Here is a 16,747-nt window from a genome sequence, read left to right on the forward strand (position 1 = left end):
ACGAATCTCCTTTTATAGTTCTTTATCTAAACTTCCCGTTGGTATCTTAGTCTTAGCATAACTTTTTATTATGGCAGTTCCTAAAACAGCTACTGTAATTATATTGCCTATTCCTCCTAAAACACCTTGTAAATATACTTTAGATGCAGGTTCTGCATAAATAAATATATCTAGAGTTGGAGCCACTACAAACCATGCAAGGGCATTTGCTATTATCTGAGTAATATTAAAAATTATTATTTCTTTTTTATTAAACTCTCCGCCACTTATATTAATTTTTTTATATATAAGACCAATTACTAAACCAACTACAGCTGATGCTATAACCCAACTAAACCATGGTGAACCATAAAATATAGAATCCTTTAAACAGTGCCCTATAAAACCTATTAAAAATCCTGCAAGTGGACCATACATAAGAGCCATTAATGCTAAAAATGCATATGCAGTTTCTATATTAGTATTTGGAATTCCCGTTGGTATAGATCCAAAACGTCCTAATATCATAAATACTGCAGACCCTATCCCTATAGCAACTATAGTTTTTATAGTAAGCTTATTTCCCATACATCTCTCCTCCTTTTCTATTTTATTTTGGATAATTTATAAATATTTAAAGCAAGTATTATTCTAAATTTTAATAAGCACAAGACTTGCTAAATCCTTATATTTTAAATTTTGTCATAACTTTTATTATAAATATTTTATCGAAAAATGTCAATTTGCATCAATTTAAATTATAATAAAAAGCCCATTTAAAAAATGGGCTTTTTATGTTTATCTTTTCTTTCTTTTATCTTATTAGTTTTACTGTTTCTTTCGTTTTTTCATTTCTATTATTTCTAGAGTTATTGTCTCTAGAGTCTTTATTTCCGCGTTTTCCTCGACTATCGTCTTTTTTATTTCCTCTTGATGAAGATTTAGATGAAGAGTTTTTAGTTTTGCTTTTATTGTTATAATTTCTAGGATGCTCACCTCTAGGTTTTATTAAACATCTTGGACCAAATCCTATTAAATCTTCTCTTCCAGCTTCAACTAATGCTGCATGAACTAATTCATAGTTTCTTGGAGCTCTATATTGAAGCAATGCTCTTTGCATAGCTTTTTCATGTTTAGACTTTGGAACATATACAGGTTTCATAGTTAACGGATCTATACCTGTATAGAACATTGTAGTTGATAAAGTTCCTGGTGTTGGATAAAAATCTTGAACTTGTTCTGGTTGATATTTAGTGTCTCTTAAATATTCAGCTAATTCTATTGCTGAGTTCAAAGTAGAACCTGGATGCGAAGACATTAAATACGGTATAATATATTGTTTTTTCCCAACTTTTTCACTTAACCTAAAGAATTTATCTCTAAATTTATCATAAGTGTTACCTGCTGGCTTTTGCATATGATCTAAAACTTCTTCAGCTATATGCTCTGGTGCAACTTTTAATTGTCCACTTACATGATGTTCAACAAGTTCTTTAAAGAACTTATCATTTTTATCTGCCATTACATAGTCATATCTTATTCCTGAACGTACAAACACCTTTTTAACTTTAGGTAAACTTCTTACTTTTCTTAAAAGTTCTAAGAAATCTGAGTGATCAACCTTTAAGTTTTTGCATGGTTCTGGGTGTAGACATTGTTTATTTTTACAAGCACCTTTAGTTATTTGCTTTTTACAAGCTGCATCTCTAAAGTTTGCTGTTGGTCCACCAACATCGTGTATATATCCTTTAAAATCATCTAGTTCAGTTATATATTTAGCTTCATCTAATATAGATTCATGGCTTCTACTTTGTACAGCTCTTCCTTGATGGAATGTTATAGCACAGAAAGAACAACTCCCAAAGCATCCTCTAGAACTTACGATTCCAAATTTAACTTCTTCTATTGCTGGTATTCCACCCATAGCTTTATATATAGGATGATAATCCTTAGCATAAGGAAGTGCATAAACCGCATCTAGTTCTTCTCTATTTAATGGTTTTTCAGGCTTGTTTTGAACTAAATACTTATCTCCATGTCTTTGTATTATAACCTTACCTCTATATGGATCTTGTTCATCATACTGAATTTTAAATGCTTTAGCATATTCTTCTTTACTTGAAGAAACATCTTTAAATGATGGTATCTCTACATAATCATCATATATTTCATCTTTACTATCTGCTATATAACAAGTCCCATTTACATGTCTTATATACTTTGGTTCAAAACCATCATTTAATGCATTTGCAACTTCTACGATTTGTTTTTCACTCATACCGTAAACTAACAAATCAGCTTGACTATCTATAAGCATAGATTTTCTTACTCTATCACTCCAATAATCATAATGCGCAAACCTTCTTAAACTAGCTTCAATTCCACCTATTATTATTTTCGCATCTTTATATGCTTCTCTTATTTTATTACAGTAAACTATAACAGCTCTATCCGGTCTAAGCCCCATTTTAGCTCCTGGAGAATACATATCTTTATCTCTATGTTTTTTACTTACTGAGTAATGATTTACCATAGAGTCCATATTTCCAGAGTTAACTAAAAATCCTAGTCTAGGCTCTCCTAATTTCATAAAGTCTTCTGTTGTTTTCCAATCTGGTTGTGCTATTATTCCAACTTTAAATCCTGCGTTTTCTAAAACTCTAGATATTATAGCTGTACCAAAACTATGATGGTCTACGTAAGCATCTCCTGTTACTAATACGAAGTCTACCTGTTCCCATCCTCTATCTACCATGTCTTGTTTGCATATTGGTAAAAATTTATTTGTCATTTAATCACCTACTTATATGTCATTTATATTTATTATTAACTACTTTTATTAACTCGAATCAAATTTTCTTCCTAAGTTTCTATTATACCATTAACTTAGCTAGTATTTGTATGATTTTTTATTTCCATCAAAAATTATATTAACTTAACTGCCTACAAGTTCATAATATATACAAAAAGTGCTAATCGTATTAACTAGCACTTTTAACTTTATCATCTTAATACTGTTTTAGTTTTTATATCATGTTTATTTTCTCTGTAAAGTTTATTCGATTTTAATAAATATACATATATACTTATCATAAGTATTCCTTTTATTATACTAGTTATGGTTATACTCCACCAAACTCCGCTCAAGCCTAAAATTCCTGCGCTTGATAAAAAATACGCTAGAGGAACCCTAGCTCCCGTTAATACAGTGACCAAAATAGATGGTATATACGTTCTTCCTATCCCCTTAAATGCTCCTGATGTTATTATCTCTACACACATAAACAACTGAGAATAACCTAATATTTTTAAATATTTTGCACCTTCAGTTATGGTTTCATTTTCATTTATAAATATAGTAAATATAGATTTTCCTCCAAATATTAAAATTAATGTATTTGATATTCCTAATAAACTAGCAATTATAAGTGTTATCTTAAATCCTTTATTTATTCGGTCGTATTTGTTAGCTCCATAATTTTGACCTGAAAAGCTACTAAACGCTACAGCTATTCCATCTGCAGTCATCCAAGAAATAGCCTCTATCTGAGCACCAACCTTTTGCGCTGCAATAGCTACTGGTCCCCATGATGCTACAATCACTCCAAGTGCCATAGAAAATATAGTAAACATACCACTTTGTATTGCTACTGGCATACCTAATTTAACCAAAGCCTTATAATATTCAAAATTTATATTTTTAAAAAACATAATTTTAAAATATTGATCATTTTTCTTTATAATCAATCCTATAAAACACACTGTAACTATAACTTGAGAAAAAACTGTAGCTATAGCAGCTCCTGCTACTCCTAATTTAGGTATCGGTCCAAAACCTATTATAAGCATTGGATCTAATATAATATTAGTTATAAGTCCTATGGTATTTATTCTAAATGGAGTTTTGCTATTACCCATTCCATTGAAGATAGCAGTAAATACAGGGTTTATAAAATAAAATATCATTCCTATAGCTACTATGACAAGATACTCCTTAGACATTCTTATAACATCTACATCCCCAATATTAAAAACTCCAATTAACTCATTTTTAAATATCAACAAAGTTAAAGTATATAAAATAGCCAATATTATGTTAACTTCTATTGCTGCTTTTATATATGCTTTAGTGCTTTCCACATCATTTTTTCCCATACTTTGTGCTACTTGTACTTCTCCTCCAACTCTAGATATAGCTATAAGTGCCATTCCTAGCCACGGAAAAAAACCTGCTGTACCTACTGATGCCACAGCACTGCTTCCAGCTTTTCCTACCCATAGCATATCTATCATGTTATACGCCATTTGTATAAAAGATGTTCCCATTATAGGAAGTGCTAGTTTTATTAGCTTTTCTGTAATTTTCCCCTCTGTTAAATTTATTCTTTCTTTCATATATACACCTCTTTTCTTAAAGAATTTTCTGACATTCATCTATACATTATAATAATATCTATTAATCAATTTTTTTGCTATATTATTTTTTTAATAACAAAAGCTTGATTATATAAAATATAATCAAGCTTTTTATTAAAGTGATTTGTACATTATTTCAAATTTATTTTTTATAACCTTATATTGACTTACCATTCATTTAAATGTTGGAATATACTTTTATCTAAGTGTTCATCTTTGTATGAATGCAATAAATTGTTTCCACCTTCTATTCCCATATCAATAGCATTTATAGTATGTTTAATTAATTCCTTATCATTATCTATAAACATATCCTTTAATTTTTCAAACATACTCGCCATCTCTCCAGCTACACCTAATGAAGTTGCAGGCTCTCCACCAAGTTGCTTTATATATGAGCTTACTTTTTGGTCTTGTTCTCTAAATATTACCATACTTTTTGTAAGTTCACTTTTCAATTCTTTATTTTCAGCTTTATCTTGATAAACTCTAAATGTGTCTGCTCCCATATGAATTCCTCTTAAAAACTTATTTAACTCTTTTATAAGTTCATCATGTTTATCCATAATTATCACCTCATCCTTAGTTTTCTACCAAAGATTTATATTATTCACATAAATTAAAATATATTATTTTCAAAGTGTCTGCATCTATTTATCATAAATTCCATAGTATTTAAAAATTCATCAACTTCTTCAGTTGTATTGTAAAGCCCTAAACTAGCTCTAACCATACCAGCTGCTTTACAATCTCTATTTAATAGTTTTTGAGCTTCTAGGTCACCTATCCCAAGTAATCTTCTTACATAAGTGTGTGCACAAAATGCTCCTTGTCTTACAGCAATTCCTCTAATATAAGATAATCTATCGGCTACTGAATCAAAATTTATACCGTCTACATTAAAAGTTATAACTCCTAATCTATCTTTGTCATTTGAGTCTCCATAAAGTACTACTCTATCAATATCTTCAAGCCCTTTGATAAGCCTATTTTTTAAAAGTTCTTCATGTTCTTGAATTTTGTCAAATCCAATTTCTTTTAATTTGTTCATAGCTGTGTACAAAGCTACAACGCCTAAATAGTTAGGAGTTCCCGCTTCAAATCTTGATGGTAATTCACTCCAATAAATATCATAATCAAAAACTAAGTCTACAGCTCCTCCACCTTTTAAAAATGGTTCTTTATCTTCTAAATATGATTTCAGCCCAACAACTACTCCAGTTCCATATGGTGCATACATTTTATGTGCAGATAATACTAAAAAATCTATAGAGTCATTATTTCCGGTTCCTTTCATATTGATTTCTCTATGAGGAGCTAATTGCGCTGCGTCAACAATAATTTTGGCTCCATACTTATGTGCTAGTTTTGCTATATGATGTATTGGATTTACGTATCCTGTTACATTAGATGCTCCAGTTACACTTATAAATTTAACTTCTCCTCTATTTTTAATTAATTGTTCTTCTATATCATCTAATTTTAATTTTCCTTGATCATCTACATCTATATAAATAACATTTGCATTGTACCTCCATGGTAGATCATTAGCATGATGTTCCATTCTTGTAGTAATAACCTTATCATATTTGCTATTTATCAATGCATTTGCTAATAAGTTTATTCCTTCGGTTGTATTTTTAGTAAATATTACAGTATATCGATCATCATCTTTTAAGTTAAAATATTCCTTAACATAATCTCTACATTTTTCATAAACTCTGTTTGAATACTCTGATTTTGGCCCCTTACCTCTACCTATAGATCCATACATTTGCATATGTTTAAAAATTTCTCTGTCTACACATTTAAAAGGAGGTGTTGTCGCTCCATTGTCAAAGCATATAGGTGTTGCATATGCTCCATCTCCTAGTTTTATGGTTAAATCTACTCCATCAAACATAGGTCTATAATTGACTTCTTTTCTATACATTTATTTTCCCCCTAAAAAACAAATTTAAAAATATTTATATTAACTCTTCATTAATAGTATTCAAAATTAGTTCATAATGTGCTTTCATTCTATCTATTGCATGTAAATTTCAAACGTAAAAAGACTATCCTATACCCATTTATTCAATGGTTTTAGGATAGCCTATTTATAAAAAACTTTTAATTGTATCTTTTACATTATCTGATTCCATAATACTAGACATAACTGCGATATCATCACAGTAATTCAAAGTTTCTTTCACATTATTTGGCAAAATACCTCCTAGTGCTATTAACTTTATATCATATCCATTTAATTCACTTTGAGCTTGCTTTAGTAAACTTATTCCTTTTGGCTTTAAATCAATTTTACACTTAGTTTCATATATATGTGAAAATATTAAATACGAAACTGAATATTTTTTCACCTCAATAATTTCTTCTATACTATGTGTAGATACGCCTATAATCTTTTCTTTATATTCAAGGTTATATTTTAATTTATTAAACATATCAAACGGCATGTGTATGCCATCAGCATCTACTAAATTAAAAATTTCATAATTACCATTATTATAATTTTAGTTTCTTTATTTACACGTTCTCTAGTTTTAAAATACAGTTTTTTTAACTCATCATTCTTTAAATCTTTTTCTCTTAATATAATATTTTCAATACCATTAAAAGATGATTCCTCTAATACTTCTAAATATCTTTTCTCATTACATAAATGTCTGTTAGTTATAAGGTACATTGAAATCTTTCCCAGTCTTTAAATATTTGTTGGTACCCTATATCATTAAGCATTTTTTTATTTGTAATACACTACTTTCATCACTTATTTCAAATTGTTCTGTTCCCTCTCCATCTGATGAATGTCCGCCAACATTAGTAGATACTCCCGCACTTAGTTTTGTAACTCCAAGAGGAATTAAATTTTTTCTTAAACTTAAACTTTCTCTAGTAGATAAATTTATTCCCCCTTGATTATCAAACAATCTCATAACCATCATAACTTGTACTAAATCCTTATCACTAACTTCTATAAGATTTTCATAACACCCTTTAAAAGGTCTTATTCTAGGTATTGAGTATGACACATCAACTTGAGGATATTTATTTCTTATGTATTTTCCATGCATTAAAGTAAAAAAAGTTTCTTCTCTAAAATCATTAAGTCCTAATAAAGCTCCTATAGATATACTCCTCATCCCAGATTTTGCAGCTCTCTCTGGAGCATCTAATCTATATTTATAATTAGATTTAGGTCCTTTTAAGTGAACATTTTTATATATTTTTTCATTGTATGTTTCTTGATATACAGTGATACCTTCAACTCCTTTTCATATAGGTATCTATATTCGTCCTCATCCATTGGATAAACCTCTATTGTTATAGAAGGAAATATATCACTTAAAACAGAAACAGCATGTCCTATATATTTTACATCTGAATGAATTTTACTTTCACCTGTTAAAATTAGTAAATGTTTAAATCCATCTTTAGATATAGCTAATCCTTCATTATATATCTCATCTACATTTAGTTTTTTTCTCTTTATATCAGACTCTATATTGTAACCACAGTATACGCATTTATTTACACAAAAATTTGAAATGTACATAGGTGTATATAAAAGTATAGTTTTCCAAAGTATCTATTTGTTATTTCATTTGCCTTTTGGGCCATTAGTTCAAGATACTTAGTTGCTGTTTTTGATAGTAAATTTAATAAGTCATATTCATCTAAACTGTCCTTTTGTATACTTCTTAAAACATCTTCATCACTTACATTTTCCAAATAAGAATTTATATTAAAATCTTTATATGAATCTACAACTTTGTAAAAACTCAATCCTAAACACCTACCTCGCTTAAAAATCCTGTTAAAGGTGATGATGCATTTGCATAATTTGTAACTCTCCCCACCTTAGCTAGATATGCTTCTCTTCCACCTTCGACAGCTAGTTTAAATGCATTTGCCATTTTTACTGAATCTTGAGCACTAGATATTGCAGTATTTACTAATACTGCAGCTGCTCCCATTTCCATAGCTTCCATGGCTTGAGAAGGCTTCCCTATTCCTGCATCAACGATTATAGGTATATCTATTTCATCAATCATAATTTTTATCATTTCTTTCATCTTAAGTCCCCTATTAGATCCAATTGGTGCTCCTAATGGCATAACTGCTGCTGCTCCAGCTTCTACAAGTTTTTTTCCTGCATATAAATCTGGTGTCATATACGGTAATACTATAAATCCTTCATCTGCCAAAATTTTAGTAGCTTTTATAGTTTCTTTGTTGTCTGGTAATAAATACTTAGAATCACTTATCACTTCTATTTTTATGAAATTTCCACATCCCATTTTCCTAGCTATCCTAGCAATTCTAACTGCTTCAACATGATTTGTTGCACCTGAAGTATTTGGTAGTATAGTAATTTTTTTTGGAATATGACTTATAATATTTTCATCTTTATTATCTAAATCAACTCTTCTTAATGCTACAGTTATAATCTCACTTTCACTTGATTCTATAACTTTTGGCAAAATCTCATTTGAGCCATATTTACCCGTTCCTATTAATAGTCTGCTGTTAAATTCATGTCCCCCTAATACTAATTTATCCATTTTTATCCCCCTCTATTTTATATATTCTATCAATATCTTTGTAGCTATATTGGCCATATGGTTTGCACAAATAGATACTCTAGGTGCCATAAGTCCATCCCCTTCTTTTGCTTCACTTACTTCATCTCCACATATAAAAAATTTATCTTTTATCTTTCTTGTTTTTATTATGTTAGAATCATAAAAACCTGCCATTCCAGATGATGAAATAAGGTATTTATTTTCATATTCTTTAATACAAAACTTGCAATTTCAGCTTTGTATTTAGGACTATCAAATGCCTCCATTATAATATCTACATCCTCAAATTCATTTATATTTGATGAATCTATAATTTTATTTACAGTATCTATTTTTATAAATGGATTTATATTTTTTATATGATTTTTAATTGCATCGGTTTTGTACTTACCTATATCACTTATAAAGTATTGTTGCCTATTTAAGTTAGATGGTTCAACTACATCAAAGTCTGCTAATATTAGATGTCCTACTCCTATTCTTGCAAGTGATATAGCGATATTAGAACCAAGACCTCCAAGTCCTAAAACAACGACTTTACCTTTTTTCAAACTAGCATGGATATTTGGAGTATGCCTTGATACCATTAAACTTTCTAGCTCCTCAAATGTAGGAGTTTCTCCTTTTTTTATTAAGGTAACTCTATCTCCATCTTTTAAAAGTTTATTTTCTAAAATAGGATATCCATTTAATATAACTACATCTGCATTCTTTTTAAATCTGTCTTTTATCAAATTAATACTTACTTCATTCTCATTTAAAGTTTCTAAAGTTTCATTTATAAACAGTTTCACTTTACCCCCCTCCTACAAATCTTATAACTTCTACAATATCATCTGACTTTAATATATATGAGCTATATTGATGATTTTCAATGATATCTAGATTAACTTCTACAACAACATTATCAACTTTAAGTTTTAGTTCTTCTAATAAGTTTAAAATTGTAGTATTAGGTTTTAAATAAATCTCTTTCCCATTTACCTTCATATATTCCTCCTTAAATATAAAAAAGCGCCCTCTTTTTAGAGAACGCTTTCATATACATCAAAAATAATGCTTATTAACTATATTAAGCTTCCCTACGCAAGAATTACCTTGATCAGGTTTTTAGGGTCTGAAAGTTACGGCTTTACTTCTCAACTATCCAATCATAGCTCCCCTAGCCTTTTATTCATTTTTACAAGTTGAGTATATCATAGTATTTTTTTATATTCAATAGAAAGTTAATGTATGTATTTTTATGTGTACTTTTATTTTATGCGTAAAAAATAGTATCTAATTAATACTAGATACTATTTTTATCGTCTATTTTATTTTAAATCTTTGAATTTATCTTTAAATAAATCTCCTAATGATCCTAATGACTCTTCTACTTCTAAAAATTCAGAGTAATCTTCTTCAGGTTCTTTTGTAGCTTCTTTTAATGATACAACCATTCTCTTATCTTTATTTTTTATATCTATTATCATAACATCTATTGTATCTCCAACATTAACAACATTAGATACTTTCATAACTCTCTCTTCGCTTAATTGAGATATTGGTAAGAATGCTTCTACACCAAGTTTAACTTCTACAAAAGCTCCTCTTTCTATTAGTTTTAAAACTTTAACATTAACAATATCTCCAACTTGCATTTCTTCTCTTACAGAATTCCATGGATCATTGTTTATGTCTTTTATAGCTAGTCCTACTTTTTTATTTTCTTTATCTATTTTTATAACATATACATCTACTTCTTGACCTTCTTTTACTACATCTTCAACTGATTCTACTCTATGCCAAGCTAATTCATTTATATGTGCTAATCCTTCTACTCCACCTAAATCTATGAATGCTCCATAATTCATTATTTTACTTACTTTACCAGCTCTTTTTTGTCCTACTTCAAGAGAGTTAAATAAATCTTCTTTAGCTTGTTTAACTCTAGCTCTTTCAGCTTCTCTATCAGCTTTCATTTGTGCTCTTTTAGCTGCTTTTTCAGCTTCTACTCTTTCATGAGCAACTTCTCTATGAGATGCAACTATTCTATTTCTTCTTAAATCCATTTCTATCATGTAAACTTCTAAATCACGTCCTACATATGCAGCTGTATTGTTTACAAATGTAACATCTATTTGAGATAACGGTATAAATACAGTTTCTGTTTTATAACTTGCAAATAGTCCTTTTTCAATGCTTCTTTCTACATGAACAGTTAATATAGTATGATTATCTAAAGCTTCTTTTAGCTCTTTTCTAGTAGATTCAATAACAGCCTTTTTAGCTGATAAATACATTGTTCCATCTTTACGATTTATCTTAGTTATTTCTCCACTTATTTCTTGTCCAACACTATACTTATCTTCTATTGTTTCATCTTTAGCTAATATAAGTTCAGATATAGATATAATTCCTTCAAATCCATAATTTAATTCTAAATGTAATTCATCATATAATACTTTAGTTATTTTTCCGCTTACTGTCTGACCTATTTTTATACTACTCATTTCTTTTTCTTGTTGCTCTAAAAGTTCTTGCATAGTTTGATTGTTCTCCATTAAACTTCATCCCTTCCTATGTAAACGTTTATATAATTTTTGTATTTAATCATATACTATTATATCACTAACGATATATTATTTGATATTATTAATTGTTTTTACTTTCCAAAAAAAATATTCTTTTATATATTCTTCGTTAAAATTCACCACTAAATTTCCTGGGAAATTTACTTCTTCTAGTATTTTTGTACAATTTTCAAAATTACCAACCTGATAGTATATATGTGCGTCACTACCTAAAATAACCTTAACATCATGTTTTTGCAAAGATTTAATAAAACTTTAGCATTTTCTATTGCTCCAACTCTAAAGCTATTAGTTCTTAATGAAGAGTTGTTTATCTCTAGTAAAGTATTATTTTCCTTCGCTTTTAATACAACTTTTTCATAATCAACAGGATATCTACTATCATCTAAATGTCCTATTATTTTCACCTCTTTATTTTCCATTACATTTAATATTGCTTTTGTATTTTCATGTATGTTTCCAGGATTTATGCATGGTGGATGGAAGCTAGCAATAACATAGTCTAATTTTCCAACTACATCACTTGGAATATCTATATTACCATCAAAATCCATTATATTAGCTTCTATTCCTTTTAACACTTTAACTCCATTTATTTCTTCTTTTATAACACCTAAATTCCCAAAATAAAAAGGATGTGTACTTCCAGGCATATTAGGAGCATGGTCTGATACACCTACATACTTTAGCCCTTTTAATTTGGCTTCATCTATGTTTTCTTTAAGTGTGCTATATGCATGTCCACTTGCAATAGTATGGCAGTGTAAATCTATAATTGCATTCATATTTAATCCTCCTATGTTTTAACTATCTCTTATTATTATATACCCTTTAGTTATATGTATATAATAAATTTATATAAATTTAAAGCTATGGTAAATTTTATTTACCATAGCTTTTTAAATTACTCATCTTTAGTTTTAGCAATTTCTACTGTTGGTTGTATTGAATGATCTATAGATAAAGTTTTTTTGTAAAATACACTAAAGCATATTATTGTTACAATTGCTGCAGTTATATCTGCAACTGGCTCTGCTGTTAATACACCTTGTAATTTATTTTCAAAGAATATTGGTAATATAAATATCAATGGTATCAATAATATTATCTTTCTAAGTAAAGCTAATATCATAGATATTTTTGCTTGACCTAAAGCAAGGAATGTTTGCTGACAAGCAATTTGTGCTCCAAATAATAGTATTCCCGCAAAGTAAATTCTCATACTCCATACAGTTATTTCTACAAGTTTAGGATTACTATTAAATATAGATACAAATACTTGTGGGAATATCATTATAGCTCCCCACATTATAGTTGTGTAAACTAAACAGCTTACTAATAATAGTTTAAATGTTTTTCTAACTCTATCTAACTTATCTGCTCCATAGTTAAAACTTATTATAGGTTGTGCCCCTTGAGTTAATCCCATCATAGGTAGTAATATTATTTGCATAACACTACTCATTATAGTCATTGCACCTATAGCTAAATCTCCACCATATTTAGCAAGATTGTTATTCATAGATATAATTACTAAACTTTCAGTTGCTTGCATTATAAATGGTGATATTCCTAAAAGTAAAATAGGTCCAATAACTTTTAAATTTGGAACTATATATTTCTTTCTTATCTTAAGAATACTTTTCTTTCCGACTAAGAATAATAAAACCCATACTGCAGAAACAAACTGTGCACTTATAGTTGCTAAGGCTGCCCCTTTAACACCCATATTAAATCCAAATATTAAAATTGGATCCAGTACTATGTTTATTATTGCTCCGATTAATACTGTTATCATACCTGTTTTAGCAAAACCTTGAGTGTTTATAAAAGGATTTAGCCCTAAACCAATTTGCACAAATAAAGTTCCTATAAGATATATACCAATATAATCATTTGCATACCCTATTGTATCTTTACTTGCTCCAAAATCCCAAAGTATATTTTCTTTAAAAATTAAAAGAGATACAGTTAATATAATTGCTATTATTACTAGTGTAGAAAAACTGTTAGTCATTATTTTTTCTGCGCCATCATTATCTTTTCCCCCATTTTTATAGCAGCTAATGGAGCTCCCCCCATACCTACTAATGCACTAAATGCTGATACAATCATTATTATTGGAAATGCTACTCCAACACCAGCCATTGCCAGCTCGCCATTAGGCATTCTACCTATGAAAATTCTATCAACTATATTGTATAAAACATTAACTAACTGAGCTATTATAGCAGGTAAGGCTAATTGAAATAGTAGTTTTCCAACACTACCTTTACCTAAATCTGTCGTTTGTTTCCCCATAATCAACCTCCATTTTTAAATTTATTATTTTATATAATATCATATTCATTAACAAACTTAAATATTTAACTTTAAAATATTTAAGTTTGTTAATGAATTTACTATTTTCAATATTTTCAAATATATATATATACCTATTTTACAGTTTATCAAACAATGATATATTATTATATTCTTCTTTTTTACAATCTATTAAATTAGACATAGTTACTCCAATTAATCTAATTTGCCTTTCTTTATTCTTTACTTTCTCTATTAAAATATTTGTGTTTTTTAATATATCATCATATGTATATATTGGAGATTCTAATGTTCTTCTTTTTGTAACTTGCTTGAAGTCTGCATATTTTATTTTAATAGTTATAGTCTTTCCACATTTATTAGTATACTCTAATCTCTTGCATACATCTTTTACAACATCTTTTATATGTTCATTTAATTCATCAGAATCAAAGTATACATTAGAAATAAAAGTACTTTCTGCTCCTACAGATTTCCTTTCCCTACTAATTTGAACTGGTCTATGATCTATACCTCGAGCAAAATTATACATATCATATCCTTTTTTCTTAAATATCTGCTCTAGCTCAATTAAATTCATATTCCTTAGATCATAACCTTTTTTTATCCCCATAATTTTTAAAGTCTTAGAAGTTACCTTCCCAATTCCAAAAAATTTATTAATAGGTAGATTATCTATAAATTCCTGAGCTTTATCTGGAGTTATAACTGTAAGACCATTAGGTTTTTTATAATCTGATGCAATTTTGGCTAAAAATTTATTATAAGATACACCTGCAGATGCTGTTATTCCTATTTCATTTTTTATATCTTCTTTTATTTGTTTTGCAATTGTAGTTGCATATTTTATTCCTTTTTTATTTATAGTTACATCTAAATAAGCCTCATCTAAAGATAAAGGCTCTATTATGTCGGTATATCTTTTAAATATTTCCCTTATTTGATATGATATTTTTTGATATACTTCAAATCTTGGAGGTACAAAAATTGCATGAGGACAACGTACATAAGCTACACTAGATGGCATAGCTGAATGTATTCCAAATATTCGCGCTTCATATGAGCATGTAGCAACTACTCCTCTTCCTTCTGGACTTCCTCCAACTATAACTGGTTTTCCCTTTAACTTAGGATTATCTCTTTGCTCTACAGATGCATAAAATGCATCCATATCTATATGAATTATTTTTCTTTCACTGTCCATTAAAGTACCTCCTTATTTAAATATTCATAAAAAAACCGCATTGTAATTTTACAATACGGTTATATATCTGTAATTAATTTTGATATAAATTAGCTGATGGATATTCTGCATCAGAAGTTGTATCTACCCCTAATTTTCTAAATGTTTGTTCATCATTTACACTTAGCATAGTAGTTGAATGTGCTTGAGCACCCTTTAACATACTTAATTTTTCCATAGCTGCTTGAGCTGTTGGATTTGTAACTGCACATATACTTAATGCTGTTAAAATTTCTTCACAACTTAAAGCAACATTTCTATTACCTAAAGTATTTGCTTTTAAGTTTATAATTGGTTCTAAAACTACAGGTGATATTAAGTGCATATCATCATTTATATTTGCAAAATGTTTTATAGCATTTAAAACTGCTGCAGCTGTTGCATTCATAGTTTCTGAAGCTTTTCCTGTAAGTATAGTTCCATCATTAAGTTCTAATGCAACTACTGGACATATATCGTTAGGAGTATTTGAAACTTCCTTTAATTTAGCACTATATTCTCTAGCTGGTATTACAACTTTTCTATCTTCTGGCTTTAAATTTAATTCTTCCATTATAAGTTTAATTCTATCGTAAGCACCTTTATCAACTTGTCCTTTTTTATATTCACAAGCTGTTTTGAAGTATCTTCTTATTATCTCTTGTCTTGAAGCTTCTTGAACTACTTCATCATCCACTATTCCATATCCTACTCTGTTAACACCCATATCTGTTGGAGATTGGTAAACAGATTCTTTTCCTGTTATTTTTTCTATTATTTTCTTTAAAACAGGGAATAATTCTAAATCTCTATTATAGTTAACTGACATTTGTCCATATTTTTCAAGGTGGAATGAGTCTATCATATTAACATCTTTTAAGTCTACTGTTGCAGCTTCATATGCTATATTTAAAGGATGTTTTAATGGAACATTCCACACTGGGAATGTTTCAAATTTAGAATATCCAACTTCATTTCCTCTTTTATTTTCATGGTATAACTGACTTAAACAAGTTCCTAATTTTCCACTGTTTGGACCTGGTGCTGTTACTACTACTATAGGCTTAGTTGTTTCTATATATGGGTTAGCTCCATATCCTTCATCACTAACTATAGTATCTACATCACTTGGGTATCCTTTTGTTGGAGCATGTTTATATACTTTTATACCTCTACGCTCTAATTTATTTATAAAAACTGTTGTTGCAGGTTGTCCTTCAAATCTTGTTATAACAACGCTGTTAACATCTAGTTCATATGCTCTTAAATCATCTATTAATCTTAAAACTTCCATATCATAAGTGATACCAAAGTCTCCTCTTATTTTATTTCTTTCTATGTCACCTGCATAAACACATATTACAACTTCTAGTTTATCTTTTAAGTTTTGTAATACTTTTATTTTTGCATTTTCATCAAATCCTGGTAAAACTCTTTTAGCGTGAAGATCAAACATTAACTTCCCACCGAACTCTAAGTATAACTTATCATAGTTATTAACTCTCTCTAAGATATATTTAGACTGCTCTTCTAAATACTTTTTGTGATCAAATCCTATTTTCATTGTTCTTCCTCCTAGATAAATTGTAAATTTAGTAGATATTTTCAAAAAATAAATTAAAATTAAATTAAATAAATAAAAAAATAAT

Annotated in this window: 18 protein-coding genes, 1 pseudogene and 1 riboswitch; all 19 genes and pseudogenes read right to left on the reverse strand. The window is 28.8% G+C overall.

Going from position 1 to position 16,747, the window contains the following annotated elements; genetic code table 11:
* Positions 1-12 precede the first annotated feature (12 nt).
* Positions 13-567: an ECF-type riboflavin transporter substrate-binding protein gene (locus LEQ07_RS14360; protein ID WP_046822183.1), complete on the reverse strand. Its 555-nt coding sequence runs from the start codon at positions 565-567 to the stop codon at positions 13-15.
* A 226-nt stretch (positions 568-793) separates the two neighbouring features.
* The gene (locus LEQ07_RS14365) at positions 794-2,770 is read right to left on the reverse strand and encodes a YgiQ family radical SAM protein (RefSeq protein ID WP_263331191.1); all 1,977 of its coding nucleotides are present in this window, start codon (positions 2,768-2,770) and stop codon (positions 794-796) included.
* Positions 2,771-2,982: 212 nt separating this feature from the next.
* The gene (locus tag LEQ07_RS14370; RefSeq protein ID WP_263331192.1) at positions 2,983-4,413 is read right to left on the reverse strand and encodes an MATE family efflux transporter; all 1,431 of its coding nucleotides are present in this window, start codon (positions 4,411-4,413) and stop codon (positions 2,983-2,985) included.
* 149 nt (positions 4,414-4,562) lie between these two features.
* Positions 4,563-4,961 carry a PA2169 family four-helix-bundle protein gene (locus LEQ07_RS14375; RefSeq protein WP_263331193.1) on the reverse strand — a complete coding sequence of 133 codons (399 nt, stop codon included), beginning with the start codon at positions 4,959-4,961 and terminating at the stop codon, positions 4,563-4,565.
* 53 nt (positions 4,962-5,014) lie between these two features.
* On the reverse strand, positions 5,015-6,328 hold the full coding sequence (locus LEQ07_RS14380) for an aminotransferase class V-fold PLP-dependent enzyme (RefSeq protein WP_046822186.1): 1,314 nt from the start codon (positions 6,326-6,328) through the stop codon (positions 5,015-5,017).
* 166 nt (positions 6,329-6,494) lie between these two features.
* Positions 6,495-6,851 (reverse strand): thiamine phosphate synthase, encoded by a 357-nt coding sequence (locus LEQ07_RS14385; RefSeq protein ID WP_263331194.1) that lies wholly within the window; start codon positions 6,849-6,851, stop codon positions 6,495-6,497.
* A 20-nt stretch (positions 6,852-6,871) separates the two neighbouring features.
* Positions 6,872-7,081 carry a thiamine phosphate synthase gene (locus tag LEQ07_RS14390; RefSeq protein WP_263331195.1) on the reverse strand — a complete coding sequence of 70 codons (210 nt, stop codon included), beginning with the start codon at positions 7,079-7,081 and terminating at the stop codon, positions 6,872-6,874.
* A 37-nt stretch (positions 7,082-7,118) separates the two neighbouring features.
* On the reverse strand, positions 7,119-7,538 hold the full coding sequence (locus tag LEQ07_RS21765) for a hypothetical protein (RefSeq protein ID WP_332843213.1): 420 nt from the start codon (positions 7,536-7,538) through the stop codon (positions 7,119-7,121).
* Positions 7,539-7,600: 62 nt separating this feature from the next.
* Positions 7,601-7,951, reverse strand: a complete 351-nt coding sequence (locus LEQ07_RS21770; protein WP_332843214.1) for a radical SAM protein — start codon at positions 7,949-7,951, stop codon at positions 7,601-7,603.
* Positions 7,927-8,181: a hypothetical protein gene (locus LEQ07_RS21775; RefSeq protein WP_332843215.1), complete on the reverse strand. Its 255-nt coding sequence runs from the start codon at positions 8,179-8,181 to the stop codon at positions 7,927-7,929. The genes LEQ07_RS21770 and LEQ07_RS21775 overlap by 25 nt, the downstream gene beginning before the upstream one ends.
* Before the next feature lie 2 nt (positions 8,182-8,183).
* Positions 8,184-8,960 (reverse strand): thiazole synthase, encoded by a 777-nt coding sequence (locus tag LEQ07_RS14400; RefSeq protein WP_263331196.1) that lies wholly within the window; start codon positions 8,958-8,960, stop codon positions 8,184-8,186.
* Between the two features lie 12 nt (positions 8,961-8,972).
* On the reverse strand, positions 8,973-9,155 hold the full coding sequence (locus LEQ07_RS21780; RefSeq protein ID WP_332843216.1) for a hypothetical protein: 183 nt from the start codon (positions 9,153-9,155) through the stop codon (positions 8,973-8,975).
* The gene (gene thiF, locus LEQ07_RS14405; RefSeq protein ID WP_332843217.1) at positions 9,128-9,775 is read right to left on the reverse strand and encodes a sulfur carrier protein ThiS adenylyltransferase ThiF; all 648 of its coding nucleotides are present in this window, start codon (positions 9,773-9,775) and stop codon (positions 9,128-9,130) included. Before thiF ends, LEQ07_RS21780 begins: the two co-directional genes overlap by 28 nt.
* A gap of 1 nt (position 9,776) precedes the next feature.
* Complete coding sequence (gene thiS / locus LEQ07_RS14410; RefSeq protein ID WP_046822191.1) at positions 9,777-9,971, reverse strand: sulfur carrier protein ThiS; 195 nt, start codon at positions 9,969-9,971, stop codon at positions 9,777-9,779.
* A gap of 72 nt (positions 9,972-10,043) precedes the next feature.
* A riboswitch (TPP riboswitch) is annotated at positions 10,044-10,155 on the reverse strand.
* A gap of 139 nt (positions 10,156-10,294) precedes the next feature.
* Positions 10,295-11,524 (reverse strand): 30S ribosomal protein S1, encoded by a 1,230-nt coding sequence (locus LEQ07_RS14415; RefSeq protein ID WP_046822192.1) that lies wholly within the window; start codon positions 11,522-11,524, stop codon positions 10,295-10,297.
* 239 nt (positions 11,525-11,763) lie between these two features.
* Positions 11,764-12,339, reverse strand: a complete 576-nt coding sequence (locus tag LEQ07_RS14420; protein ID WP_317852088.1) for a phosphatase — start codon at positions 12,337-12,339, stop codon at positions 11,764-11,766.
* A 119-nt stretch (positions 12,340-12,458) separates the two neighbouring features.
* Positions 12,459-13,855 (reverse strand): annotated as a pseudogene (locus LEQ07_RS14425) (MATE family efflux transporter).
* Between the two features lie 139 nt (positions 13,856-13,994).
* On the reverse strand, positions 13,995-15,080 hold the full coding sequence (dinB, locus tag LEQ07_RS14430; RefSeq protein ID WP_263331197.1) for a DNA polymerase IV: 1,086 nt from the start codon (positions 15,078-15,080) through the stop codon (positions 13,995-13,997).
* Positions 15,081-15,153: 73 nt separating this feature from the next.
* Positions 15,154-16,662, reverse strand: a complete 1,509-nt coding sequence (locus LEQ07_RS14435) for a DUF1846 domain-containing protein (protein WP_263331198.1) — start codon at positions 16,660-16,662, stop codon at positions 15,154-15,156.
* Positions 16,663-16,747 lie beyond the last annotated feature (85 nt).

The organism is Paraclostridium sp. AKS73 (assembly GCF_025671395.1).
Lineage (GTDB): Bacteria > Bacillota > Clostridia > Peptostreptococcales > Peptostreptococcaceae > Paraclostridium > Paraclostridium benzoelyticum.